This is a genomic window from Micromonospora sp. WMMC273 (assembly GCF_027460285.1).
Classification (GTDB): Bacteria; Actinomycetota; Actinomycetes; order Mycobacteriales; family Micromonosporaceae; genus Micromonospora; species Micromonospora aurantiaca.
Map to the genome: position 1 here is coordinate 4,052,772 of NZ_JAPZBE010000001.1, position 24,449 is coordinate 4,077,220.

Below are 24,449 nucleotides of genomic sequence, written 5' to 3' on the forward strand. Positions count from 1 at the left end.
CGATCCTGTCCGCGCGGCGGACGGGCCTCCAACACCACCTCGGTAGTGAGCGATACCCGACGGGTATCGATCCGGCGGTACGGTGGCGGGATGGAGACGCGGGAGCTTCGCTACTTCGTCGCGGTCGCCGAGGAACTGCACTTCGGCCGCGCCGCGCGCCGCCTCGGCATCGCCCAGCCGCCGCTGTCGCGGGCGATCCGCCAGCTCGAACGGCGCCTCGGCGTGACGCTGCTGGAACGGGACAGCCGCCGCGTCGTGCTCACCCCCGCCGGTGCGGTGCTGCTCCGGGAGGGCCGGGCCGCGCTGGACGCCGTGGACGCCGCCGACCGCCGTACCCGCCGCGCCGGTGAGGCCGTGAACGGCGGCCCCGGACTCGTGCTGGCGACGAAGGCGGGTGCATCGAGCGAGCTGCTGCCGAAACTGCTCGACGCGTACGCGGCCGAGCCGGACGCGGTCCCCGTCGAGGTGCTGCTGTGCGGCATCGGCGAACAGGAACGGCTGCTGCGCGACGGTCGGGCCGACGTGGCGCTGCTGCACCTGCCGTTCGACTCGACCACGGGGCTGGACACCGAGGAACTGGTCACCGAACAGCAGGTGGCGGTCCTGCCGGCCGGACATCCGCTGGCCCGGCGGCCGCACCTGCTGATGGCCGAGGTGGAGACGTTGCCCGGCCTGCCGATGCCGCGCTGGCCCCGGGCCGACGGGTCGTACCCGGACGGTCCGGGCCCCGAGGTCCGGGACCACGCCCAGTTGTTCCAGCTCATCGCGCTCGGCCGCACCGCCGTGGTGCTGCCGGAGTCGGTCCGGTCGCTGCTGCTCGCCGACCTGACCGCCGTGCCGGTGCCGGACGCCCCGGCGGTGACCACTGTGATCGCGTGGCCGCCGCACAGCCGGTCCCGGCCCCTCGCCGCCCTGATCCGGACCGCCACCCGCCTCTGACCCTCCTCTGACCCGGCTCCTAGGCGGGCAGATCCTTGCGCATCTGCTGGGTCACCACCCGGTAGCCGGACGTCTCGTACAGCTTTCGCGCCGTCTCGTTGGCGCCGAAGACGTTCAGCTCCAGCGCCTGGGCGCCGTGCTCCCGGGCCGCCCGCTCCCCGGCCGCGAGCAGCGCCCGCCCGAGCCCCCGGCCCCGGTGCCCGGCGTCCACCTCGATGTCGTAGAGGAACGCGCAGTCGGCGAGACCGCGCGGGTGGGTGAGACCGATCCACAGGCGCCCCACCGGCGAGCCGTCGGCCAGCACGCCGAGCAGGAAGAGCATGCCGGGCGTGTCCATGCCCTGCGGCAGGAAGGCGGCGCTCTCCCGCCGGGCCCGGTCGAGCGCCTCCTCCGGAGTCCAGTTGCCGGCGGCCACGTGCTCCTGCGCGTAGCCGGCCGCCAGGTCGTCCTGCCAGCGCTCGAACTCCTCCGCCGACATCGCCCGTACGCTCACCTCGGTCATCGCCACTCCCCCGTCGATGTTGTGACCGCTCAGTCCTCGGCGGCGCGGCGGCGCGCCTCCCGCAGCTTCATGGCGTGCTCCAGCAGCGTGATCAGCACCTCCTTGGCCGACTCCCGCTTGCGTGCGTCGCACAGCACCACCGGTACGCCCGGGTCCAGGTCGAGCGCGGCCTGCACCTCGTCCAGGCGGAACGTCTTGGCGCCCTCGAAGCAGTTCACCGCCACCACGAACGGCGTACCGCGCCCCTCGAAGTAGTCGATCGACGGGAAGCAGTCGGCCAGCCGGCGGGTGTCGGCGAGCACCACCGCGCCGAGCGCGCCGAGCGCCAGCTCGTCCCAGACGAACCAGAACCGGTCCTGCCCGGGTGTGCCGAACAGGTAGAGCACCAGGTCGTCGCTGATGGTGATGCGGCCGAAGTCCATCGCCACCGTGGTGGTCGACTTCTCCTCGATGCCGGACAGGTCGTCGATGCCGATCCCGGTCTCGGTCAGCACCTCCTCGGTGCGCAGCGGCCGGGTCTCGCTGACCGCGCCGACCATCGTGGTCTTGCCGACGCCGAACCCGCCCGCGATCAGGATCTTGATCGCGGTGGGCAGCGGAGCGGCGCCCGCCGGCCGCTCAGAGCGCCCGTAGTCCATTGATTACCGCCTCGAAAACGTGCTCGTCGGGAAGGCCGGCGGTGGTCGCGCGCGGCTCGCGTACCTGTACCAGGCTGCGGGCGGCCAGGTCTCCGAGGAGGACCCGGACCGTGCCCACCGGCAGGTCGAGATGGGCGGCGATCTCGGCCACGGAGAGGATCCGCTGGCAGAGGCCGACGATCGCCACGTGCTCCGGGCCCAGCCCGGACTCCGACCCGACATCGGTGCGGGTCGAGGTGACCAGCGAGATCAGGTCGAACGTGCCGGTGACCGGGCGGGCCCGGCCTCCGGTCACCGCGTACGGGCGCACCACCGGGCCGGCGTGGTCGTCCACCCACTCCTGCTCCGCGGAGTCCCCCCGGCCGGTCATCGTGCCGCGTTCTCGCCGAGGGGCTGTTCCCGGGTCGGTGACGCGACGAACCGGCCGACCCGGGTGACGAGCATGGCCATCTCGTACGCGATCAGGCCGACGTCCGCGTCCTCCGAGGCCAGCACCGCCAGGCATGCGTTGCGCCCGGCCGCTGTGACGAACAGGAAGGAGGACTGCATCTCGATGATGGTCTGCTGTACCTGTCCGCCACCGAACCGCTTGCCCGCGCCGCGGGCCAGGCTCTGGATGCCCGCCGCCATCGCCGCCAGGTGCTCGCCGTCGTCCCGGCTCAATCCGCGGGACGAGGCCATCAACAGTCCGTCGGTGGAGAGCGCCACGGCGTGCTCCGCCTGCTTGACCCGGCCGACCAGGTCATCCAGCAGCCACGTCAGATCCGCGCTCGAAGCCGTCTTCTGCGCCACTCGTCGTCCTCATCTTCCCGGCTTGTGTGCCGTCAGCTTCCGGTTTCCGTCGCGTCGACGTCCCGGTCAGGTAACCTGCTCGTCCGCGTCGGCCGGCCCACCGCCGGCCCCCTGCGCTCCGCCGAGCAGGCGTGCGGCATCGGTACGGCCGCGTCGGGTGCCGCTCTGGTAGGAGCTCATCATCCGGCGCACCTGCTCCGGTGCACGCGCCGTGTCGTCGTCGGCGGCGTCGTCGTCCGCCGCGTTCTGGTCGTGCCGCAGCTCCGGCACGAGGCTGGCCTGGCGTACCCGGACCGGCAGTCCCGCGTCGGTGACCGGCGCCGTCTCCGCCTCGGTCTCCGGCTCCGTCGCCGGCGACGCCTCCGCCGCGTCGGTCGTGGCGGCGGGCCGCCGCTCCACCACCGCCAGCTCCGTGGTCGGCCCCGCCACCGCGGGCTGCCGCTTGCGGGTACGCGCCGGCAGCCCGGACGGGGTCAGCCGGGGCGCCCGCGTCACCGGCTCCGGCACCTGCGGGGCGGGCTCGGACGGCTGGTCCGATTCGGCGGCGCCGTCCGGACCGGGCGGGGTCGCCGGTCCGTCGCCGTCGCCGGCCGGCGTGCGCCGCACCGGGTCCGGCGCAGGTGCCGTGGGAAGGGCCGTCCCGGGTGCGGGCAGGGCGTCGGCCCCGTCGGCCCCGTCGGCGGTGATCAGTTCACGCGGGATCAGCACCACAGCGGTGGTCCCGCCGTACGCGGACTCCTTGAGCTGCACCTTGACGCCGTGCCGCTCGGTGAGCCGGCTGACCACGAACAGGCCGAGCCGGGCGGCGTCGGCGAGGTTCAGCTCGGACCGGTCCACGATGCGCGCGTTGGCGGCGGCCAGCTCGTCGGCGCTCATGCCGAGGCCACGGTCCTCGATCTCGATGGCGAAGCCGTTCGCCACCAGTTGACCGCGTACCTCCACCGTGGTCTGCGGCGGGGAGAAGGAGAGTCCGTTCTCGATCAGCTCGGCCAGCAGGTGGATGACGTCACCGACGGCACGGCCGGTGAGCGCCACCTCGCCGAGCGGGCGCACGGTGACCCGGGTGTAGTCCTCGACCTCGGCGACCGCGCCGCGCACCACGTCGACCATGGGGACGTTGCGCCGCCAGGCCCGGCCCGGCGTCGAGCCGGAGAGCACGATCAGGTTCTCCGCGTTGCGCCGCATCCGGGTGGCCAGGTGGTCGACCCGGAACAGGTCCTCCAGCTCCTCGGCGTCGTGCTCGCGCCGTTCCATCGCGTCCAGCAGCGTGAGCTGCCGGTGCACGAGCGCCTGGGTGCGCCGGGCCAGGCTCAGGAACACGTCGCGGACGCTGCGGCGCAGCTCGGCCTGCTCGACGGCGGTGCGGACGGCGGTCTCCTGCACGACGTTGAACGCCTTGCCCACCTGACCGATCTCGTCGTCGCCGAACTGCAGTGGTGGCGCCTCGCGGGCGACGTCCACCTCCTCGCCGCGGCCGAGCCGGTCCACCACGCTCGGCAGGCGTTCGTGGGCCAGCTTGAAGGCGGCCTCGCGGAGCCGTTCGAGCTGGCGGACGAGCGCCCGGGCCGTGGTGATCGAGACGACCACGGAGGCGATGACGGCGATCAGGCCGAGACCGGCGGCGAGCACCAGCCGTACGATGACGCCCACCGCGACCGGCGTGGCCCGGGACACGATGTCCTCACCGCCGGCGAGGATGACCTCGCGCAGGTCGGCCATCGCCTTCTCGGCGGCGGCCTGCCACGCCGCGGCGGTCACCGGGGGGCGCACCTCGGCACCCTTGGCCGCGAGCACCTGGTCCTGGAGCGTGCGGAGCTGCTGGAACGCCTCGCCCTCGACCATCCGCTCGAAGCGGGCACGGTCGCCGGGGGCGAGTTCGCGGGCGGTGCGGTCGGCGAGGAACCACTGCGCGCCGACCAGGCGGGCGAACGCGGTCTGCTCGCCGACGGTGATCCGGTTGGCCGCGATCGCGCCGGTGAGCAGCGCGTCCTGTTGGGACAGCAGCTCGCGGGACCGGTTGAGGTCGATCAGCGCGGCGGTGTCCTTGGCGATCTCGTCGTCGTCGAGGCCGCCGAGGGCGTCGAAGACCGCGAAGATCCCGTCTACCGCCTCGTCGTACGCGATGAGCGTGGTGGTCCGGTCGATGGTCTTGCGGCTGACGTCGGCGCGGATCTGGCCGAGCTGGTCCAGTTCGGTCTTCAGCTCGTCGAGCCGCTGCATCAGCTCCTCGCTGGCCGGGATCTCGGTGCGCCAGTCCCGCACCGAGCGCCACAGCGCGCCGGCGGTCTCGTCGGTACGCGCGCGCTGGGCCTCCAGCTCCTGCAGCCGGCTCGGGTCGGACTCACCGAGGTAGCGCAGCGACAGCCGGCGTTCGGCCTGCAACTCCTGCAGCAGCGGGTCGCTCGGCTCGAAGACGCGCGCGTTGAGCGTCTGCACGCCGAGCAGGTTGAATCCGTCCCGTACGGTCACCCACGCGGCGAACGCCCAGAGCGCGGTCAGCGACGCCAGCAGCGCGATGATCTTCGTACGGAGATTCGTACTGCGGGAACCCATCACACCGTCCTGGCCCGGTCTTCGGTCGGTTCGGAATCCGATCGACTCCGGCGCACGCTAGCAGCCGTCGTGAACCTCATTCAAGCGATCCTGATCATGGTAGGTGCGGCCCCGGTCCAGGCCGCCCCGGCACGGCCGGAGGCCGCCAGCACCGCGGCGCGCACGATCCGCGTCGGGCGGTAGAGGTCCTTGTCGTGCCATAGTGCCGGTTCACCCTCGGATCCGTCCAGCTCGGACAGTCGACGACGCCCCCGCACCAGCGCCGACGTGATCCGGGGGTCACCGGGCCGGCCCGCGTCGGCCAGGGCGAGCACCCCGTACGCGGTCTCCTCGGCGGTGCCGTCCCACCGTCCCCAGGAGCCGTCCGGGCGTTGCGTGTCCAGCAGCCAGGCCACCCCGCGCTCGACGGCGGTACGCGCCGCGCCGTCCGGCGCGTGGTCGGCCAGTGCCAGCAGCACCGCATACGTGGCGTAGTACGGCGAGGCGTGCCAGCGGTCCTCCCACCGCCCGTCCGGCTCCTGCCGCTCCAGCAGCCACTCGGTGACCCGGCGCCGGGCGCCGGTGACGCCGGGTGCGCTCGGATGCTCGCCGAGCGCGTCGAGCACGTGCGCGTTCGTGGTCAGCGAGGCGCCGTCCTCCCCCGGCCAGGTGCAGAAGTGCGCTCCGGTGTCGAACCCGGCCAGCGGCGCGACACCGGGTGCGCGGCCCAGCCGGGCCAGCGCATAGAGCGTGACCGCCGTGGTGTCGGCGTCGGCGGGCAGGCCGGGCGCGGTGGCCGCGCCGGACGGTCCGACCGCGGCGCGCAGCTCGGTCAGCACCGGCTCGGGCGCGCCGACCGGCACTCCAGCCCGGACCAGGATGCCGAGCACCCAGGCCCGCTCGAACACGGTGATCGGGCTCGCGCAGGGCACCGGGCCGGGCCGGGCGACCGTGTTCAGGTAGTCGAGCGCGGGCCCGGGCTCCGGGCCGCCAAGCCAGGCGGCGGTGGCGGCCGGTGAGGCGCCGACCGCGCCGCTGACCGAGGGGCGCACCCCGGGCGCCCGGTACGCCAGCTCGCCCGCCACCTCCAGCGCGTGCGCCAGCTTCTCCGGCACCGGGCGTCCGGTGGCGAGCAGTCCGCGTACCCGGTTCAGGCGGGCCGGGTCGAGACCGGCCGGCAGCGGCAGGCGGGGCCGGCCGGCCCACTCGGCCAGCCCGGGTGGCGGCCCGGCCGGGCCGCCGAGGTGCCGGTCCACGGCGGTCAGCAGCGCCGGCACGATCAGGTCGGTGGCCGGCAGGTCCGGCGGGGTGCCGTCGCGCAGCGCGCCGGTCAGGTACGTCAGGCCCCGGCGCGCGGCGTCGGCGGGCGCGACGGACGGCCCGTCGCGGTGCAGCACGGCGAGCAGGGCCTCGACCGCGCTCAGCGTCGGCACCAGCGCGTACCCGCCGGGACCGCCCCAGCCGCCGTCCGGGCGCTGCCGGTCCAGCAGCCAGGCCACGCGCCGGTCGTGGCCGTCGAGCCAGGGTGCGAGCGCGACCAGCCGTCCGGTCTCGTAGACCGACGCCGACGTCTGTCCCTCCGGTTCGCCGCCGAGCGCGGTGATCAGGTCGTGCGTGGTCCCGGACCGGGTGGCGGGCACCGATCCGGCGGTGAGCGTCACCGCACGCCCCAGAAGTCGGTGTTCCGGTAGAAGCCGGCGGTGAAGCCGAGCTGCCGGGACAGGAAGCCGGCCTCCCGCGGCACCTCGCCGGCCAGCTTCGCCAGCAGGACGCGGCAGTGGTCGACCTGCTCGGCGAAGAGCCGCTCGACCTCGGCCGGATCGTCCACCAGCAGCAGCGCGTTGAGGTCGCCGGACTCGGCGTCGCGGCGGTGGGTGCCGAGGTCGTTGACCAGGCGCAGGGCCCGCTGCACCTCGTCGCCGACCTCGATCAGCCGCGCCAGCGTGGCGGCGTCGGACACCGATCCGGTGTGGATCCAGTGGGCCACGTTCACCACAGTGGCGGCGAGGTTGTCGGCGTTGGCGAGGTACTCGGCGAGCGTGGGACGGCCGGTGTGCCGCCAGTCCCACTCGCGGGCCATCGCGTCGAGCGTGCGGGCCATCGTGTCGCGCCAGAGGCCGCGCAGCGCCGGATATGCGGGTGCGGCGGCGACGTCGTCGCGCAGCTCGGCGAGGAACCGGCCCAGCGGGTCGGCGGACTCGCCGCCGTCGAGCACGTCCAGGCAGACGGCGGTGATCCGGTCGACCTCGGCCCGGCTGGTGGCCTGGTGGTCGACCAGCCAGTCGACGGCGAAGCCCCAGAGCACCGCGCGGTTGGTCACCGCCAGCTCGGCGGCGGTGTGCCAGGGGGCGCTGAACGCCATCGCCTGCGCGATGCTGCTGAACAGCGTCGCGTCGAACGGGTCGCCGGGGAACAGCTCGGGGTGCGCGGCGGCGGCCCTGCGCAGGCCGCGCTGGCCCTGCGCGGCGAGCGCGCAGACCCGGCCCTGCTCCGCGGCGACCGTAAGCGGATCGGGTGTCGGCCCGTCGGTCATGCCGGCTCCGTCCGCCCGGCGGCGACGAGCGTCAGCTCGACGCGTTCGCGCGGCCGCAGCGCCGCGGCCAGCCGCAGTCCGGGTACGCCGGGGCGGTGCAGCCGGAAGCGGTAGCGGCTGAGCATGGTGGCGAGGATGAGCTGGGCCTCCAGGTAGAACAGGTACATGCCGAGGCACTGGTGCGGCCCGCCGCCGAACGGGAAGTGGGCGTACCGGTGGCGGGTGCGGACGCGCTCGGGGCGGAACCGTTCCGGGTCGAACTCGTCCGGGCGGTCCCAGAACTGCCGCATCCGCTGGGTGATCAGCGGGCTGACCGCCATCGTGGCGCCGGGCTCGATCGGCACGCCGTCGATGACGTCCCCGGCGACCGCACGGCGCGGGATGATCCACCCGATCGGGTAGAGCCGCAGCAGCTCGTCCAGCACCATCCGGGTGTAGGTGAGCCGGCTCAGGTGCTCACGGCGTACCGGCTCGCCGCCGACCACCTCGTCGATCTCGGCGTAGAGCCGCCCGGCCACCTCGGGGTGCTGGTCCAGGTGCGGCCAGGCCCAGGTCAGCACGTTGATGGTGGTCTCCGTGGTGGCGGCGAACATCGCCACTGTGTCGTTGCGGACCTGCCGCTCGTCGAGCTGCCGCCCGTCGTCGGTGCGGGCCTGCCAGAGCGTCGAGATGACGTCGTCGCCCTGGTCGGCGGACTCCCGCGTCTCGCGGACGATCGGCACCAGCACGTCGTCGACGATGCGGACGGCGCGGGCGAACGTGCGGTCGCCGGGCATCGGCAGGGACAGCGGCGCGAACGGCACGATGATCCGGGGGATGACGGCGGTGGCGATGCGGTCCTGCGCCTCGATGACGCGCATCGCGTCCGGCACCGAGATCCGGTCGGCGAACAGCACCTTCATGATCGCCCGGCTGACGATGCGCGCCTGCTCCACGCCGATGTCGACCGGCTGGCCGGCGCGGGCCGGCTCGTCCAGCTCCTCCACCGCGTCACGGATCGCGTCGGCCATCCCGTCGACCAGCGCCTCGACCCGCTTGGCGGTGAACATCGGCTGGAGCATCCGGCGGCTGGCCGACCAGATCTGCCCCTCGCCGAGGATCCCCTCGCCGAACAGCCGCTTGACCGGGCGCCAGAACAGCCCGTCACCTGCTCGTTCGTAGTTGTCCGCCCGGTCACGCAGGACGTGCTGCACGTGCTTGGGGTGGGTGACCAGGTAGGGGCGGAACGAGCCGAGGTTGAGCCGGACCAGTTCACCTTCGGTACGGTTACCGATGTCGATGAGTGCGCGGGCGGGGTCGCGGAGCACCGCCGGCAGGATCTGCCGCAGCGGCACGGTTCGGGGTCGGCCGGTGGGCCTCGGTGTGTCCGTCGGTTCGGGCACCTGAACGCTCCCTCGGTTGACTCAGGGTCGCGACTCCGTATCGACCCGTGACGTTGCTCGCGAGCATGCCATCCTGAGCCGCAGATCAAAAGGCAGGTCGGAGGATATTTCACGTAACAACAATCTCTTTGTCGAGAATGGAGCCCGTGGGATATGCGTCACTCGCGTACACAGTGGCCGTTGCGGAGAGCGAGCAACGCTCACCTCTGACGGACGGCGGCGGAACGCGGGCGCGGACCCGTCCGCTGTGCCAAGCTTCGGGCATGGACGACAAGACCATCCTGAGCCGGATCTCGGAACTCGTCGACGAGGAGCACCGGCTGCGTGCCGACGCGCAGCAGCACGAGGCCGGCACCGACGACGAGGCGCGGGAGCGGCTGCGCGCGCTGGAGGAGTCCCTGGACCAGTGCTGGGACCTGCTGCGCCGCCGCCGCGCGGCCCGCCAGGCACACGGCGACCCGGACGCCCAGGGCGAACGCCCGGTGCCCGAGGTCGAGCGCTACCTGCAGTGACCCGGACCGGCGTCCCGGGCGGTCTCCCGCCCGGGACGCCGGCCGGTCAGCGGACGCCCGCCTCCCGCAGCAGCGCCTCGGTCAGCGCCATCGGGTCGGTCACCGTCGCGGGCATCCCGCGGGCGGTGAACCAGGCGGCCACCACCCGCACATCGCGGGCCAGGAAGTCGGCCCCCTGCGGGTTCGCCACCACGTCGACCACCTGGGGCAGGTCGATCATCACCAGCCGGCCCGCGTGCACCAGCAGGTTGTACGGGGACAGGTCGCCGTGTGCGTACCCGGCCCGGGCGAGCACCGTCAACGCCTCCACGAGCTGGTCCCACAGGTCGCGCAGCTCGTCGTCGTCGGGCCGGACCTGGGCCAGCCGCGGCGCGGCCTCCCCCGCCTCGGCGTCGCCGACGAACTCCAGCATCAGCTCGGTGCCGAGCAGCTGCACCGGGTAGGGCACGGCGATCCGCCCGGAGGCGGCCCCGATCTCCCAGAGCTGGGACAACGCGGCGAACTCGGCCGCCGCCCACTGCCCGGCGATCATCTGCCGGCCGAACGCGGTGCGGCCGGTCATCGCCCGCATCTCACGGGACCGGCGTACCCGGCGGCCCTCCAGGTAACCGGCGTCGCGGTGGAACAGCCGGTGCTGGGCGTCGCGGTAGCGCTTGACCGCGAGCAGGCAGGCGCGGTCGGTACCCGGCACGGCACGGCGGACCAGGTGGACGTCCGCCTCCTTGCCGGTCTTGAGTACCCCGAGCTCGGTGTCCCGGGCGGCCAGTTCGGTGACCAGCCACTCCGGGTGCGGCTCGGGGCCGTGGACGGCCTGGTCCCAGGAGGACCAGGCGTCCTCCGCCTCGGGCTCGGCGTCCGGGTCGGTGAGGGTCGGCGGGGTACGCCGCCCCCGCTTCAGGAAGTCGGGTTCGTCGTCGTCGAAGCGGCTCTTGCCGCGGCCTCGGCGCTGCGGCGCCGGGATGTCGTGATCGCGCACGGGTGGATCTGTCCTTCGATCGAGGCTGGTGGAGGCAGGTGGTAAGACCCTGCGAAAACGGCCATGACCGACCCCCTCTCCTCGACCGGGCACACCCGGCTGCGCAGTCGCGCGGCACCATGCTCGTGCCCCGCCCGCGGCGGGTCAACGGATTTTCCGCGCGGTGCGCCACCGTGCCGCCGCGCCGCCTGCCGGCCCGCGCCGCCGTGCCGCCGCCGGCCCGCGCCGCCGAGCGCCGTCAGCCGGCCAGGACGGCCGCGACGGCGGCGATCAGACCGTCCTCGATCCGGGTGGGCGCGAACCTCGGATCGGCCCAGCGGCGTCCCCGGTGCAGCCAGACGCTGGGCAGGCCCACGGCTGTCGCGCCGCCGATGTCCGCCTCCGGGCTGTCGCCGACCACCCACGCGCCGCGCAGCGGCATCCGGGCCCGCTGGGCGGCGAGCGCGAAGATCCTCGGGTTCGGTTTGCTGACGCCCGCCTCCTCGGATATCACCCAGTCGGCGACGTAGCGGTCCAGGCCGGTCTTGCGGATCTTGGCGTCCTGTTGACGGGACGCGCCGTTGGTGACCACCACCGGCACCCAGCCGGCGTCCGCGGCGATCCGCAGCGCGCAGGCCACCAGCGGGTCCAGCCGCATGTGCGCCACCACGCCGTCGTGCAGCTCGTCGACCAGGTCGATCGAGGGGATACGCAGCGCGTACCGGTCACGGATCGCGTCCGCCACGTCCCACCTGTTGGTCAGCCCGTCCGCGTCCACGGACACCAACCAGTCGAGGTCGGCCGGCGGCGCGCCGATGCCGTCCAGGAAGCGTTCTCCCCAGGCGCGGAACGGCCCGTCGCGGTCCAGCAGGGTGTTGTCCAGATCGAGCAGGAGCAACGGCACCTGGGCACCCTACGGGACGGGCCGGAGCACCGACAGGGCCGAGGGCCCCGCCACGGCGATCAGGCCACGAGGACGGCGCGAGCCGCCCCGGCGTCGAGCGGGCGATCCCGCAGCATGGTGTGCGCCGCACGGGTGGCGGCCAGCGCGTCCGGGTCCAGCGTGGCCACCAGCACGTCCTCACCGGTGTCGGCGCCCCGGGCCAGCGGCCGGCCCTCCGGGTCGTACACCGCCGCGCCGCCGTTGAAGCGCCACGGATCGGCGCCGCCGACCGAGTTGGCGAACACCACGTACATGGTGTTGTCCAGCGCCCGCGCGGCGTAGTAGAGGTCGCGGCGGTGCGCCGAGCCGGCCAGGTACCCGCTCGGGCAGAGGTAGCCGTGCGCGCCGTCGCCCGCGGCGGCCCGCGCGTGCTCCGGGAAGCAGCCGTCGTAGCAGACGCCCAGTCCCAGCCGCCACGTGTCGACCTCGAGCGTGGCGCCCCGGCGGCCGGCGTCGAACAGCTCCCGCTCGCCGCTCCAGAGCTGCTGCTTGTCGTACGCGGCGGTGACCGTGCCGGCCCGGTCCACCACGAGCGAGGAGATGGTGCGCCGCCGGTCGGGGTGGCGGACGGCGGCGCCGATCACGACGGCGGCGCCCGCGTCGGCGGCGGCGGAGCGCAGCGGGTCCAGCCGGGCGTCGGTCACCCGGCCGTCGGCGTCGGCCGCGACGTCCGTGCCCTCCGGATCGGCGCCGAGCGTCGGCGGATGGTACGCCGGCAGGAACAGCTCGGGCAGCACCACGACGCGGGCACCCTCGGCCCGGCCGACGAGGCGGGCGGCGGCACGGGCGTTGCCGGCGACGTCACCGGGGACGGGCTGGGCCTGGACGGCGGCGACGGTGAGCGGGTGCGCGGGCGGGGCGGTCACGCGCCGATCCTAACCACTCGGCGATGCGCGGATGATCATCCGGAATCGCATCTCAAGCCGTACGTACGGTTTGCATCGGCCGGTTCCACCTGGGACGATCCGTTCGTGCCCAGAGTAAGTCAGGACCAGCTCGACGCGCGCCGGCAGGAGATCCTCGCGGCGGCGCGGGCGTGTTTCGCCCGGCACGGCTACGAGGGCGCCACAGTGCGGCGGCTGGAGGAGGCCACCGGCCTGTCCCGGGGCGCGATCTTCCACCACTTCCGGGACAAGGACTCGCTGTTCCTCGCCGTGGCCGAGGACGACGCCGCCGCGATGGTGGAGACGGTGGCCCGTAACGGCCTGGTGCAGGTCATGCGCGACCTGCTCGCCCGGGCCGTCTCGCCGGACACCACCGGCTGGCTCGGTAGCCAGCTGGAGGTCTCCCGCCGGCTGCGCACCGACCCCGCCTTCGCCAAGCGCTGGGCGGAACGGTCCGAGGCGATCGCCGCCGCGACCCGGGAGCGTCTGCTGCGCCAGCGCGAGGCGGGTGTGCTCCGCGACGACGTGCCGATCGACGTGCTGGCCCAGTTCCTGGAGCTGGCCTACGACGGACTGGTGCTGCACCTGGCGATGGGCCGGCCGGCCGGCGACCTGGCCCGCGTGCTCGACCTGGTCGAGGAGGCCGTCCGCCGGCACTGAACCGGCGCCGGTCTCGGTCCGGTAACTACGCCCCTCCAGGAGATCGACTCTGGCGCGCCTGCTCCACAATGAGCCGCGACCCCTCCTCGCGACAGGAGCAGACGATGACCCCCTCCGACACCTGGGGCATCCCCGGCCCCGTATTCCTGCGCTGGTACCTCCTGCTCGCCGTCGTCCTGGTCATCGGTGCGATCGTGTACCGGCGGCGCATGCTGGCGGGCACGCCGGTGACCGCGTACGGCGACCTGGGTCCGCAGCAGGTCGCCTACCTCAACGGTGGCGACCAGCTCGCCGTCTGGGCCGCGCTCGGCGGGCTGCGCCACTGCGGCGCGGTCGGCGTCCGGCCGGACCGGCGGCTCACCACCGGCGGCCCGCTGCCGGCCGGCGCCACCCCGCTGGACCAGGCGGTGCACCACGCGGCCAGCCGCGGTCTGCGGACCCGGGAACTGGCCGCCGACGAGTGGGTCCGGCGGGCGCTCGACGAGCTGCGCGACGGCCTGGTACGCCGGGGTCTGGCCCTCGACCAGGAGCGGCGCCGGACCCTGCGGCGCGGCGCCCTGCTGGTCGGAGCCCTGCTGGTGATCGGCATCGTGCGCGCGGTCTCCGGGATGCTCAACGACCGGCCCACCGGCTGGCTGCTGCTCAGCCTGTTCCCGCTCGGCCTCGCGTTCGTGCTGCTCAACCGCGTGCCCTGGCGCACCCGGGCGGCCACCGCCGCGCTGAACGACATGCGCCGCCGGCACGCCTGGCTGCGACCGGCCGCCGGGCCCGCCTACTCCACGTACGGCGCGACGGACGTGGCGCTGGGCGTGGCCCTGTTCGGCACCGCCACGCTCTGGACGATGGATCCGGGCTTCGCGGAGCAGGCCGAGATCCAGCGGCAGGCGATGGGCAGCGCGGGCGGCGCGAGCACCGGCACCTCGTGCGGCGGCGGGGCGACCGCAGGCGGCAGCTCCTGCGGGGGCGGCAGCTCGTGCGGCGGGGGTGGTGGCTGCGGCGGGGGCGGCGGGTGCGGCGGATGAGCGGCCCGTCCGGCGTCGGCATCGGCTGGCGCCCCGAGATCGCCGGTTTCGTCGCCGGGCTGCCGGGGCTGCGCTTCGTCGAGGTGGTCGCGGAGGCGGTCGCCCCGGCCGGGCCGCTCCCGGACGGGCTCGCCGAGCTGCGCGGACGCGGCGTCGACGTCGTACCCCACGGGGTGCGGCTGTCCCTCGGCGGCGCGGAACCGGTCGATCCGGCCCGGGTGGCGCACCTGGCCGGGGTGGCCGCGGCCCTGGACGCGCCGCTGGTGAGCGAGCACATCGCGTTCGTGCGGGCCGGCGGCCTGGAGGCCGGTCACCTGCTGCCGCTGCCGCGCAGCCGCGAGGCGGTCGCGGCGGTGGTGGCGAACGTCCGGCGGACGCAGGCGGAGCTGCCGGTGCCGCTGGCCCTGGAACCGATCGCGGCGCTGTTCGACTGGCCGGACGACGAGCTGGACGAGGCGGACTTCCTCACCGAGATCCTCGACGCCACCGACGCGCTGCTGCTGCTCGACGTGGCGAACGTGCACGCCAACGCCCGCAACCGGGGCGGCGACCCGGCCGCGCTGCTGGACCGGCTGCCGCTGGAGCGCATCGCCTACGTGCACGTGGCGGGCGGTGCCGAACACGGCAGCTTCTACCACGACACGCACACCGACCCGGTGCCCGCCGCCGTGCTGGACCTGGTCCGCGAGCTGTGCACCAGGCGCCGGCCGCCCGCGCTGCTGCTGGAACGCGACGGGCACTACCCGCCCGCCGCCGAGCTGCGGGGCGAACTCGACGCGCTGGCCGCCGCCTCCGGCCACCCGGTTGTCACGTGAGCGGCGACCTGGCGGCCCGGCAGGCCGAGCTGGTCGCCGCGCTCGTCGCCGGTGGACCGCTGCCGCCGGGCTTCGCCCCGGCCCCGGTCGAGGCGGCCCGCCGGGCGCTGCTGCGCAAACGGGCCGGCGACGTGGCCCGGCACTGGCCGCTGCTCGCGGCCGGCCTCGGGTCCGCCTGGCCGGCCACGTTCACCACGTGGGCCGACGGCCGTCCCACGAACGGTTCCCTTCGCGACGGCTGGGACCTGGCCCGCGACCTGCGCGACCGTCACGCGCTGCCGCCGCTGGGCGCGGACGAGCTGGCCGCGCGGGAGTCCGCGAGCCGCTACGACGGCCACCGCCCGCCCCGGCCGCGCCGGCTGCCGGCCCTCGCCCGGACCGGCGGCGCCGTCGCGGTTCAGGTTCTCGGCCGGGTACGCCTGGTGCGGCCCGCCCCGCGCTGACAGGCACCCGCCGGTACGGCAGGATCGGTGCATGGATCTCGGACTCGCCGACCGGGTGTACGTGCTCACCGGCGCCTCCGGCGGCCTCGGCTTCGCCACCGCCGAACACCTCGTCGCCGACGGCGCCCGGGTGGTCATCTCCGCGCGTACCCCGGAACGGGTGGCCGCCGCGATCGAGGCGCTCGGTGACCCGCAGCGGGCGATCGGGCTGACCGCCGACCTCGCCGACCCCGCCACCCCGGAGCGGCTCGTCGCCGCCGCCCGCGAACACTTCGGCCGTCTCGACGGTGCGCTGATCTCGGTCGGCGGCCCACCGCCCGGCACCGCCGCCACCGTCAGCGACGAGCAGTGGCGGGAGTCGTTCGAGACGGTCTTCCTGGGCAGCGTCCGGCTCGCCCGCACGGTGGCCGGCGCGCTCACCGACGGCGGCGCGATCGGGCTGGTGCTGTCCACCTCGGTACGCGGACCGCTGCCCGGGCTCGGCATCTCCAACGGCCTGCGGCCGGGCCTCGCCGGCGTGGCCAAGGACATGGCGGACGAGTTCGGCCCGCGCGGCGTCCGCGTGGTCAGCCTGCTGCCGGGACGGATCATGACCGACCGCAACCGGGAGCTGCTGGCCGGTTCCGGCGATCCGGAGCGGGCCCGCGCGCAGGCCGAGGCGGCGATCCCGCTCGGGCGCATCGGCGACCCGGCGGAGTTCGGCCGGGTGGCCGCGTTCCTGCTCTCCCCCGCCGCCGGGTACGTCACCGGGATCACCGTTCCGGTCGACGGCGGCGCGCTGCGCGGGCTGTGACGGTGGGCGCGACGGCCGGGCTTCCCGCGGCGGTGGGCGGGCTTTCCGCGGCGGCCGGCCGGGTGCGGGTGGCCGCGCCCGCGGCGGGCCGTTCACCCGGGACGGTGGGCCGATGAGCGATCGACGGCGGCCGGGCGGTGGACGGCCCGAGGCCGCGCCCGGACCCGGCACGCCCGCCCGCAGCCATCCCCGGCCCAGCCGCGAGCAGCTCGCCGCGGCGGCCGACCGGCTGCTGCCCGATGTGATCGCACCCGGTCTGGACGTGCTGTTCGTCGGCATCAACCCGGGCCTGTGGTCAGCGGCCACCGGCTGGCACTTCGCCCGCCCTGGCAACCGGTTCTGGCCCGCCCTGCACCGCGGCGGCTTCACGCCGCGGCTGCTGCACCCCAGTGAGCAGGACATGCTTCCGGCGCTGGGCCTCGGCATCACCAACATGGTGGCCCGGGCCAGCGCCCGTGCCGACGAGCTGACCGCCGATGAACTGGTCGACGGCGCCGCCACGCTCACCGCGAAGGTCGAGCACTACCGGCCGCGCTGGGTGGCGGTGGTCGGGGTGACCGCGTACCGGATCGGGTTCGCCCGGCCGAAGGCCGGTTTCGGGCCGCAGCCGGAGACGCTCGCGGCGGCCCGGCTCTGGGTGCTGCCCAATCCGAGCGGCCTGAACGCCCACTTCACCCCGGAGACGCTCGGCGCCGCGTTCGCCGAGCTGCGCGCCGAGGTCGTCGCGGGTTAGGGCTTCGGTCGTCGCGGGCCGGTCGTCCGGCGCCGCCGCGCTGTCGACGGCTCGGCGCCGGGATGTGGTCTCGCCGGGCCGCTAGTTGGCGGCGGCCGGGGGCATGGCCTCGTGGGCGACGTAGGTGCCCATCGGCACCGTGGTCACCACCGGCTCGGGCTGCTCGGCCTCGGCGTGGGGCGCGGGCGAGTCGGTGACCGCGAACTGGGTGCGGTACAGCTCGGCGTACAGGCCGCCGACCGCCACCAGCTCGTCGTGCCGGCCGCGCTCCACGATCCGGCCCTCGTCGAGCACGAGGATCTGGTCGGCGTCGCGCACCGTGGAGAGCCGGTGCGCGATGACCAGCGCGGTACGCCCGGTCAGCGCCACCGACAACGCCCGCTGCACCGCCGCCTCGCTCTCCGAGTCCAGGTGGGCGGTGGCCTCGTCGAGGATCACGATCGACGGGGCCTTGAGCAGCAGCCGGGCGATGGCGATGCGCTGCTTCTCGCCGCCGGAGAAGCGGTAGCCCCGCTCGCCGACAGTCGTGTCGAGCCCGTCCGGCAGCGCCCGGACCAGGTCGGCGACCTGCGCGCCGGCCAGCGCCGCCCAGATCTCGTCGTCGGTGGCGTCGGGCTTGGCGTAGCGCAGGTTCTCCCGGATCGTCTCGTGGAACAGGTGCGAGTCCTGGGTGACCACGCCGATCTCGTCGCGCAGGGAGGCGAGCGTGGCGTCTCGTACGTCGACGCCGCCGACGAGCACCTGGCCGTCGCTGACGTCGTAGATCCGGGAGATCAGCATGGACAGCGTCGACTTGCCGGCGCCGGACGGACCGACCAGGGCCACCATCTGACCCGGCTCGACGGCGAACGAGACGCCCCGCAGCACCGGCTCGTTCACCGTCCGGTCGAGCGTCGAGACCTCCTCCAGGGAGGCGAGGGACACCTCGGCGGCGCTCGGATAGCGGAAGCGCACGTCGCGGAACTCGACCCGGCCGTTGCCGCGCGGCACCGGAACCGCGTCGGGCTTCTCGGCGATGGTCGGGCGCAGGTCGAGCACCTCGAAGACCCGGTCGAAGGAGACGAGCGCGCTCATCACGTCGACCCGGACGTTGGACAGCGCGGTCAACGGGCCGTAGAGGCGGGTCAGCAGCAGCGCCAGCTTGACGACGGTGCCGGCGCTGACCGCCCCGGTGACCGCGAGCCAGCCGCCGACGCCGTACGTCAGCGCCTGGGCCAGCGACGCGACGAGCAGCATCGCCACGAAGAACGTCCGCGAGTACATCGCGGACTGGATGCCGATGTCGCGCACCCGCTCGGCCCGGCGGGCGAACCGGTCGGCCTCCACCTCCGGCGCGCCGAACAGCTTGACCAGGAGCGCGCCCGCCACGCCGAAGCGCTCGGTCATCGTGGCGTTCATCTTGGCGTCGAGGTTGTACGACTCGCGGGTGATCTCGGCCAGGCGCCGGCCGACCCGGCGGGCCGGGATGATGAAGATCGGCAGCAGCACCAGCGCCAGCACGGTGATCTGCCACGACAGCACGAGCATCGCCCCGGCGGTGAGCACGAGCTGGATGACGTTGCTGACCACGCCGGACAGCGTCGAGGTGAACGCCCGCTGGGCGCCGAGCACGTCGTTGTTGAGCCGGCTGACCAGGGCGCCGGTCTGGGTGCGGGTGAAGAACTGCAGCGGCATCCGCTGGACGTGGTCGTACACCCGGGTGCGCAGGTCGAGGATGATGCCCTCGCCGATACGGGCCGAATACCACCGCTGGACCAGCGAGAACAGCGCGTCGGCCACGGCGAGCGCGGCGATGATCAGGGCGAGCCGGACGACGGTCGAGCGGGCGTCCGCGCCGCCGCCGGCGATCGCGTCGATGACGTCGCCGGCGAGCAGCGGCGTGGCCACGCCGATCACCGCGGCGATGACCACGGTGATCAGGAAGACGACGATGTCGCGCCGGTAGGGCCGGGCGAACGCGACGATCCGCCGGGCGGTGCCGCGTTTGAGCTCGTGGGCGGAGACCTCGTCGCGGTTGCGCAGCGACCGGAGCATGCTCCAGCCGCCCATGCCGCCGCCGGCCATCGGGTGGGACACTCGTCACCTCCGGGTCGTCGGGGCAGCATGAACCGTCGGAGTCCATTCTCCCGACGCCTGTGACAACCTCGCGAGTAACCCAGATCTTCCCGAACGGTCCTTACGAAATCGCCGTACCGGCTATTCGCCCCGCCCGGCCAGGTCCCGGATCCGCCGGGTCTGCGCCTCCCGCTCGGCGCGCTGCTGCTCGGCGTGCGAACGGTCGGCCGCGCCCGCGAGCAGCGCCTTGATCTCGATGATCGCGTCCCGGTTGTTGGCGAGCAGCCCGGCGGAGAGATCACGCACGGCGCCGTCCAGCTCGTCGTTCGGCACCACGAGCGTGGCCAGGCCGATCCGGTCCGCCTCGGCGGCGTCCATCCGCCGGCCGGTGGCGCAGATCTCGAGCGCCCGGGAGTAGCCGACCAGCTCGACCAGGCGGCGCGTGCCGGCCAGGTCGGGAACCAGGCCGAGGGTCACCTCGGCCATCGAGAGCTTCGCGTCGGCGGCGAGCACGCGCATGTCGCAGGCCAGCGCGAGCTGGAAGCCGGCGCCGATGGCGTGGCCCTGCACGGCGGCGATCGACACCACGTCCGGCCGGTGCAGCCAGGTGAACCCACCCTGGTAGTCGGCGATCCGGTCGGCGCACTCCGCCTCCGGCATCGCGGCCAGCTCGGCGAAGGAGCCCGGCCCGGTCGCACCGGCGACCGTCAGGTCCAGGCCCGCGGAGAAGGCGCGCCCCTCTCCGCGTACGACGACGACGCGCACGTCGCCGGGCAGGTCCCGGGAGAAGTCGCTCATGGCGCGCCACATCGCCGGGGTCTGGGCGTTGAGTACGTCGGGCCGGCACAACGTCACCGTCGCGACCGGCCCGTCGCAGTCGAAGCGCACTCCGGTCGTCTCGGCGGTCACCGGACGCCCCGGAACGCGCTGATGGACGACGCTGGGGGGCGGGTCACGCCTTCTTCCGGCGCCGGGCGCCGCCGCGCTGCCGCAGCTGCACCCCGGACTCGGTGAGCACCCGGTGGATGAACCCGTAGGAACGGCCGGTCGAGGCCGCCAGAGCACGGATGCTCTCTCCGCCGGTGTACCGCTTTACCAGGTCTTTGGCGAGCGTCTGACGCTCGGCCCCGACGATCCGGCGACCCTTCTCAGTGCTGGTGGCTGTGCCGGTGGCTGCCATGCTGATTCCTCACGTCCCAGACTGTGCGGTTCGGATACGGTCCCACCTATTAGACCGCCTCGGACGATCATGCGCCAGATATCAACTATTCGCCAACCGACACGCTACGCAATGTCAGCTTCCCGATAGAGTGATCCTTCCGGCCGGCTGATCCGCACCGCCCCGCCGGCGAGCCTGCACGCGGCAGTTCGGCGAGGTGGCGGCATCGCAGCGGGGGGACGAGCCCCACGCCCCGCCTCGTGACCGCTTGTCCATGCCGCCGAAAGCACGAGACGTACCCCCAACCGGCCCACCGATCGACAGGCGACGATTCACTTCGCCCTACTTCGGCGAAGTGGCGGCATCCTCCCGCATGATCGACACCACTTCCCCGAAGTGGCTGCATCACCATGCTCCGGACACCTCCACTTCGGCGAACTGGTGTGGATCATGCGATGGCCGGTGCGGCGGGCCGTATCGCGCGCGGGGTGTTTGACGTGATCACGGCCGCGGCGGGTGCCGCCGGTGTCTTCGCCGCCACCGATCTCGACGACACCGTCGTGCTCATGGTGCTGTTCGTGACCCTCCGGCACGCCGGACGCCCCCGGCCCTGGCAGATCGTCGCCGGGCAGTACGCGGGCATCGGCGCGCTCGTCGCGGTCGCGGTGGTGGCCGCCGCCGGGCTGCTCGTGGTGCCGGACCCGTGGCCCGGCCTGCTCGGCCTGCTGCCGATCGCGCTCGGCATACGCGCGCTGATGTCCCGCGGCGACGACGAGCCGCCGGCGGTGGTCGGCAGCCTGCTCGGCGTCGCCGGGGTCACCGTGGCGAACGGAGTCGACAACGTCGCCGCCTACGTGCCGGTGTTCCGCTCCCTCGACCCGGCCACCGGCCTGGTCTGGCTGCTGGCGCTCGCGCTACTGGTGGCCGTGTGGTGCGCGGTCGCCGCCGCGCTCGGCGGCACCCCCGGGTGGTGGCCCTGGTCGGCCGCGCCGGCCACTGGCTGGCGCCGGTGATATTCATAAGTCATCGGCGCGACCATCCTGCTCACCTCCGGCGTCCTCCCCCACCTGGCCACCCTCCGGACCTGACCGACCCGCCCCGACCCACCCCGTCGATCATGAAGTTGACGGCGATCTGGATCTGGCGGTTTCTAGGCTTCAGTGCAACTGATCTTGGTTGGGCTGGAGGGGCTGGTGGCGAGGCCGGGTGTGATGACGTTCGGGCATCGGCAGGTGTTGGAGCATCTGTGGGGGTCGGGTCGGACGATCTCGCAGATCGCGGAGGTTCTCGGGGTGCCGGTGTGCACGGTGTCGCGGGAGGTGGCGCGGAACAACAGTGCGCGGCACGGGACGAGGAACCCGCTCGGGCGGTCACTGCCGTCCGGGCGGGCTCGGCGTCCGTATCGGTGGGGGTATCAGGCGCAGTGGGCGCAGCGGCGTTCTGACGGGGCCCGGCGGCGGCCGGTGGTCTCGAAGTTGGCGGCGGGCACGCGGCTGCGGCAGGTGGTGGCGGGGAAACTGGCGCGTAGGTGGTCTCCGAAGCAGATCGCCGCGTGGTTGCGGGCCACGTTCGCCGACCGGCCGGAGTTGCAGGTGTCCCACGAGACGATCTACCAGGCGATCTATGTGCAGTCGCGGGGCAGCCTGCGGGCGGAGTTGACCCGGCAGGTGGCGCTGCGCTCGGGTCGCACCCAGCGGCGCCCGCAGTCGCGGGCCGCGGGTGCCGCCCGTAGTCGGCGGCCCTGGATCGGGGACCTGCGGATCAGTAACCGGCCGGCTGAGGCTGCCGACCGGGCGGTGCCCGGGCACTGGGAAGGTGACCTGGTCATCGGCAAGGCCGGAGCCTCGGCGATCGTGACCCTGGTGGAACGGACCACCCGCTATGTGATGCTCGGCGCGCTGCCTCACGGCCGCGACAGCGAAGCCGTCATCGGTGTCCTCACCGCCCTGGCAGCCCGCATGCCGGCACACCTGCGCCGGTCGCTGACCTGGGACCAAGGCACGGAAATGGCCACCCACCCGGTGTTCACCGTCGCCACCGGCTGCCCGGTCTACTTCTGCGACCCCCACAGCCCCTGGCAACGCGGCACCAACGAGAACACCAACGGGCTCCTACGCCAGTACTTCCCCAAAAGCAGCTACGACTTCCGCGCCATCGACCAGCGCGGCCTGGACCACGTCGCCCACGAACTCAACACCCGGCCCCGCGAAACGCTGGGCTGGAACACCCCAGCCCAACGCCTCGCACAACTCATCACCACCTGACGATTGCACTCACCCCTTGACCCCGCCTCTCCAGAAGTGCCGTCAAGCTCATGATCAACAGGGCTGGCGCGGGGGAAGAGCGAGGGCGGGGTCAGGCCAGCTCGACCAGCTCCAGCAGGTCGTCGGACCAGGCGTCCTCGTCGCCGTCGGGAAGCAGGATGGCGCGGTCCGGCTTGAGCGCGCTGACCGCACCCGGGTCGTGCGTGACCAGCACGATCGCGCCCGGGTAGCGGGCGATCGCGTCGAGCACCTGCTCCCGGCTGACCGGGTCCAGGTTGTTCGTCGGCTCGTCCAGCAGCAGCACGTTGGCGCCGGAGCAGACCAGCGTGGCCAGGGCCAGCCGGGTCTTCTCGCCACCGGAGAGCACCCCGGCCGGCTTGTCCACGTCCTCGCCGGAGAACAGGAACGCGCCGAGAATCTTGCGCAGGTCGGTGTCGGTCTGGTCGGACGCGGCGCTGCGCATGTGCTCCAGGATCGTCCGGTCCACGTCGAGCGTCTCGTGCTCCTGGGCGTAGTAGCCGAGCCGCAGCCCGTGCCCGGGGCGCACCTCGCCGGTGTCCGGCTCGAGCAGCCCGCCGAGCATCCGCAGCAGCGTGGTCTTGCCGGCGCCGTTGAGGCCGAGGATGGCCACCCGGGAACCCCGGTCGACCGCCACGTTGACGTCGGTGAAGATCTCCAGCGACCCGTACGACTTGGACAGCCCGGTCGCGGTCAGCGGCGTCTTGCCGCACGGCGCGGGGCTCGGGAACCGTACCTTCGCGACCTTGTCCGCGACGCGGACCTCGTCCAGGCCGGAGAGCAGGCGCTCGGCGCGCCGGGCCATGTTCTGCGCGGCGACGGTCTTGGTGGCCTTGGCCCGCATCTTGTCCGCCTGCGCCATCAGGGCGCCGGCCTTCTTCTCGGCGTTTGCGCGCTCGCGGCGGCGGCGCCGCTCGTCGGTCTCGCGCGCCTCCAGGTACGCCTTCCACCCCAGGTTGTACGTGTCGACCACGGAGCGGGTGGCGTCCAGGAACCAGACCTTGTTGACCACGGCCTCCAGCAGCGAGGCGTCGTGGGAGATCACGATCAGGCCGCCCTTGTGGTTGGCGAGGAAGCCGCGCAGCCAGGTGATCGAGTCGGCGTCGAGGTGGTTCGTGGGCTCGTCGAGCAGCAGGATGCCGCCGCCGTTCTCGCCGGCGTCGCGGAACAGGATCCGGGCCAGCTCGATGCGGCGGCGCTGACCGCCGGAGAGCGTGCCGATGGTCTGCGCCAGGGCGCGGTCGGGCAGGCCGAGGTTGGCGCAGATCCGGGCCGCCTCGGCCTCGGCCGCGTAGCCGCCGAGCGAGGCGAACTGGTCCTCCAGCGCGCCGTAGCGGCGGACCAGCCGCTCGTCGTCGGCGCCCTCGGCGAGCTTGTTCTCCAGCTCCTTCATCTGCGCCATGAGCACGTCCAGCCCGCGGGCGGAGAGCACCCGGTCCCGGCCGGTGACGTCCAGGTCACCGGTACGCGGGTCCTGCGGCAGGTAGCCGATGGCGCTGCGCCGGTCGATCTGGCCGCCGTACGGCTGCCCCTCCCCGGCGAGCACCTTCAGTGTGGTGGTCTTGCCGGCGCCGTTGCGGCCGACCAGGCCGATCCGGTCCCCCGGCTGCACCCGCAGGGTGGTGTCGGACAGCAGGATCCGGGAACCGGCGCGCAGTTCCAGGCCGGTGGCAGTGATCATCTCGGAGTACTCGCTCTCGGGTCCGGAAGGGCTGATTCAGGGCACGCGAAAGCGCCGGCGGGTGGAATTTCCCGTCGGCGCGGGGCGGTTCAGCCTTCGCAGCGCAGCACGGGGGCAAGTGTACCGGGCCCCGCGGGCCCCCTCCCCCGGATTACCGCGCAAGATCATCGGGTACGAAATCCGCCGTCCGGACC

Annotated in this window: 25 protein-coding genes; 10 read left to right on the forward strand and 15 right to left on the reverse strand. The window is 73.8% G+C overall.

Annotated elements, in window-relative coordinates; all coding sequences use genetic code 11:
- Positions 1-90: 90 nt before the first annotated feature.
- Positions 91-939 (forward strand): LysR family transcriptional regulator, encoded by an 849-nt coding sequence (locus tag O7611_RS18610; protein ID WP_194803144.1) that lies wholly within the window; start codon positions 91-93, stop codon positions 937-939.
- A gap of 19 nt (positions 940-958) precedes the next feature.
- On the opposite strand, the gene O7611_RS18615 is transcribed toward O7611_RS18610, so the two are convergent.
- From O7611_RS18615 to O7611_RS18650, 8 genes are all read right to left on the reverse strand, one after another.
- Positions 959-1,441, reverse strand: coding sequence for a GNAT family N-acetyltransferase (locus O7611_RS18615; protein ID WP_194803145.1), 483 nt, complete (start codon positions 1,439-1,441; stop codon positions 959-961).
- A 29-nt stretch (positions 1,442-1,470) separates the two neighbouring features.
- Positions 1,471-2,079 (reverse strand): GTP-binding protein, encoded by a 609-nt coding sequence (locus O7611_RS18620; RefSeq protein WP_013287415.1) that lies wholly within the window; start codon positions 2,077-2,079, stop codon positions 1,471-1,473.
- A complete protein-coding gene (locus O7611_RS18625) occupies positions 2,060-2,449 on the reverse strand; it encodes a DUF742 domain-containing protein (RefSeq protein ID WP_013287416.1) in 390 nt (129 codons plus the stop codon). Before O7611_RS18625 ends, O7611_RS18620 begins: the two co-directional genes overlap by 20 nt.
- Positions 2,446-2,871 carry a roadblock/LC7 domain-containing protein gene (locus O7611_RS18630; RefSeq protein WP_030503283.1) on the reverse strand — a complete coding sequence of 142 codons (426 nt, stop codon included), beginning with the start codon at positions 2,869-2,871 and terminating at the stop codon, positions 2,446-2,448. Before O7611_RS18630 ends, O7611_RS18625 begins: the two co-directional genes overlap by 4 nt.
- Before the next feature lie 66 nt (positions 2,872-2,937).
- Positions 2,938-5,424 (reverse strand): sensor histidine kinase, encoded by a 2,487-nt coding sequence (locus tag O7611_RS18635; RefSeq protein ID WP_194803146.1) that lies wholly within the window; start codon positions 5,422-5,424, stop codon positions 2,938-2,940.
- Between the two features lie 80 nt (positions 5,425-5,504).
- Positions 5,505-7,064: a prenyltransferase/squalene oxidase repeat-containing protein gene (locus tag O7611_RS18640; protein WP_194803147.1), complete on the reverse strand. Its 1,560-nt coding sequence runs from the start codon at positions 7,062-7,064 to the stop codon at positions 5,505-5,507.
- On the reverse strand, positions 7,061-7,936 hold the full coding sequence (locus O7611_RS18645) for a terpene synthase family protein (RefSeq protein ID WP_269697313.1): 876 nt from the start codon (positions 7,934-7,936) through the stop codon (positions 7,061-7,063). Before O7611_RS18645 ends, O7611_RS18640 begins: the two co-directional genes overlap by 4 nt.
- Positions 7,933-9,270: a cytochrome P450 gene (locus O7611_RS18650; RefSeq protein ID WP_194803197.1), complete on the reverse strand. Its 1,338-nt coding sequence runs from the start codon at positions 9,268-9,270 to the stop codon at positions 7,933-7,935. Before O7611_RS18650 ends, O7611_RS18645 begins: the two co-directional genes overlap by 4 nt.
- Before the next feature lie 311 nt (positions 9,271-9,581).
- Between O7611_RS18650 and O7611_RS18655 the strand changes: the two genes are divergently transcribed.
- Positions 9,582-9,830 (forward strand): DUF2630 family protein, encoded by a 249-nt coding sequence (locus tag O7611_RS18655; RefSeq protein ID WP_013287422.1) that lies wholly within the window; start codon positions 9,582-9,584, stop codon positions 9,828-9,830.
- 46 nt (positions 9,831-9,876) lie between these two features.
- Here O7611_RS18655 and O7611_RS18660 read toward each other — a convergent pair whose 3' ends face one another.
- From O7611_RS18660 to O7611_RS18670, 3 genes are all read right to left on the reverse strand, one after another.
- Positions 9,877-10,806: a serine protein kinase RIO gene (locus O7611_RS18660; RefSeq protein WP_194803149.1), complete on the reverse strand. Its 930-nt coding sequence runs from the start codon at positions 10,804-10,806 to the stop codon at positions 9,877-9,879.
- 238 nt (positions 10,807-11,044) lie between these two features.
- Positions 11,045-11,689, reverse strand: coding sequence for an HAD family hydrolase (locus O7611_RS18665; protein ID WP_194803150.1), 645 nt, complete (start codon positions 11,687-11,689; stop codon positions 11,045-11,047).
- A gap of 59 nt (positions 11,690-11,748) precedes the next feature.
- The gene (locus tag O7611_RS18670) at positions 11,749-12,594 is read right to left on the reverse strand and encodes a carbon-nitrogen hydrolase family protein (protein WP_194803151.1); all 846 of its coding nucleotides are present in this window, start codon (positions 12,592-12,594) and stop codon (positions 11,749-11,751) included.
- A 105-nt stretch (positions 12,595-12,699) separates the two neighbouring features.
- On the opposite strand from O7611_RS18670, the gene O7611_RS18675 reads away from it, so the two are divergent.
- From O7611_RS18675 to mug, 6 genes are all read left to right on the forward strand, one after another.
- The gene (locus tag O7611_RS18675) at positions 12,700-13,272 is read left to right on the forward strand and encodes a TetR/AcrR family transcriptional regulator (protein ID WP_194803152.1); all 573 of its coding nucleotides are present in this window, start codon (positions 12,700-12,702) and stop codon (positions 13,270-13,272) included.
- 104 nt (positions 13,273-13,376) lie between these two features.
- Positions 13,377-14,294: a TIGR04222 domain-containing membrane protein gene (locus O7611_RS18680; protein ID WP_269697314.1), complete on the forward strand. Its 918-nt coding sequence runs from the start codon at positions 13,377-13,379 to the stop codon at positions 14,292-14,294.
- Positions 14,291-15,109, forward strand: coding sequence for a DUF692 domain-containing protein (locus tag O7611_RS18685; protein WP_269697315.1), 819 nt, complete (start codon positions 14,291-14,293; stop codon positions 15,107-15,109). The genes O7611_RS18680 and O7611_RS18685 overlap by 4 nt, the downstream gene beginning before the upstream one ends.
- Positions 15,106-15,552 carry a hypothetical protein gene (locus tag O7611_RS18690; RefSeq protein ID WP_194803155.1) on the forward strand — a complete coding sequence of 149 codons (447 nt, stop codon included), beginning with the start codon at positions 15,106-15,108 and terminating at the stop codon, positions 15,550-15,552. Before O7611_RS18685 ends, O7611_RS18690 begins: the two co-directional genes overlap by 4 nt.
- A gap of 31 nt (positions 15,553-15,583) precedes the next feature.
- On the forward strand, positions 15,584-16,345 hold the full coding sequence (locus O7611_RS18695) for an SDR family oxidoreductase (protein ID WP_269697316.1): 762 nt from the start codon (positions 15,584-15,586) through the stop codon (positions 16,343-16,345).
- Between the two features lie 112 nt (positions 16,346-16,457).
- Complete coding sequence (gene mug / locus O7611_RS18700; protein WP_194803157.1) at positions 16,458-17,078, forward strand: G/U mismatch-specific DNA glycosylase; 621 nt, start codon at positions 16,458-16,460, stop codon at positions 17,076-17,078.
- An 81-nt stretch (positions 17,079-17,159) separates the two neighbouring features.
- On the opposite strand, the gene O7611_RS18705 is transcribed toward mug, so the two are convergent.
- The 3 genes from O7611_RS18705 to O7611_RS18715 form a co-directional block, all read right to left on the reverse strand.
- Positions 17,160-19,142, reverse strand: a complete 1,983-nt coding sequence (locus O7611_RS18705) for an ABC transporter ATP-binding protein (protein ID WP_194803198.1) — start codon at positions 19,140-19,142, stop codon at positions 17,160-17,162.
- A 132-nt stretch (positions 19,143-19,274) separates the two neighbouring features.
- Positions 19,275-20,042 carry an enoyl-CoA hydratase/isomerase family protein gene (locus O7611_RS18710; protein WP_194803158.1) on the reverse strand — a complete coding sequence of 256 codons (768 nt, stop codon included), beginning with the start codon at positions 20,040-20,042 and terminating at the stop codon, positions 19,275-19,277.
- Positions 20,043-20,085: 43 nt separating this feature from the next.
- The gene (locus O7611_RS18715; protein ID WP_007072022.1) at positions 20,086-20,313 is read right to left on the reverse strand and encodes a helix-turn-helix domain-containing protein; all 228 of its coding nucleotides are present in this window, start codon (positions 20,311-20,313) and stop codon (positions 20,086-20,088) included.
- Between the two features lie 476 nt (positions 20,314-20,789).
- Here O7611_RS18715 and O7611_RS18720 point away from each other — a divergent pair, with 476 nt between their 5' ends.
- On the forward strand, positions 20,790-21,305 hold the full coding sequence (locus tag O7611_RS18720; RefSeq protein ID WP_269697317.1) for a cadmium resistance transporter: 516 nt from the start codon (positions 20,790-20,792) through the stop codon (positions 21,303-21,305).
- A gap of 147 nt (positions 21,306-21,452) precedes the next feature.
- Positions 21,453-22,556: an IS30 family transposase gene (locus O7611_RS18725; protein WP_442929358.1), complete on the forward strand. Its 1,104-nt coding sequence runs from the start codon at positions 21,453-21,455 to the stop codon at positions 22,554-22,556.
- 91 nt (positions 22,557-22,647) lie between these two features.
- On the opposite strand, the gene O7611_RS18730 is transcribed toward O7611_RS18725, so the two are convergent.
- The gene (locus O7611_RS18730; RefSeq protein WP_064445312.1) at positions 22,648-24,255 is read right to left on the reverse strand and encodes an ABC-F family ATP-binding cassette domain-containing protein; all 1,608 of its coding nucleotides are present in this window, start codon (positions 24,253-24,255) and stop codon (positions 22,648-22,650) included.
- Between the last annotated feature and the right edge of the window lie 194 nt (positions 24,256-24,449).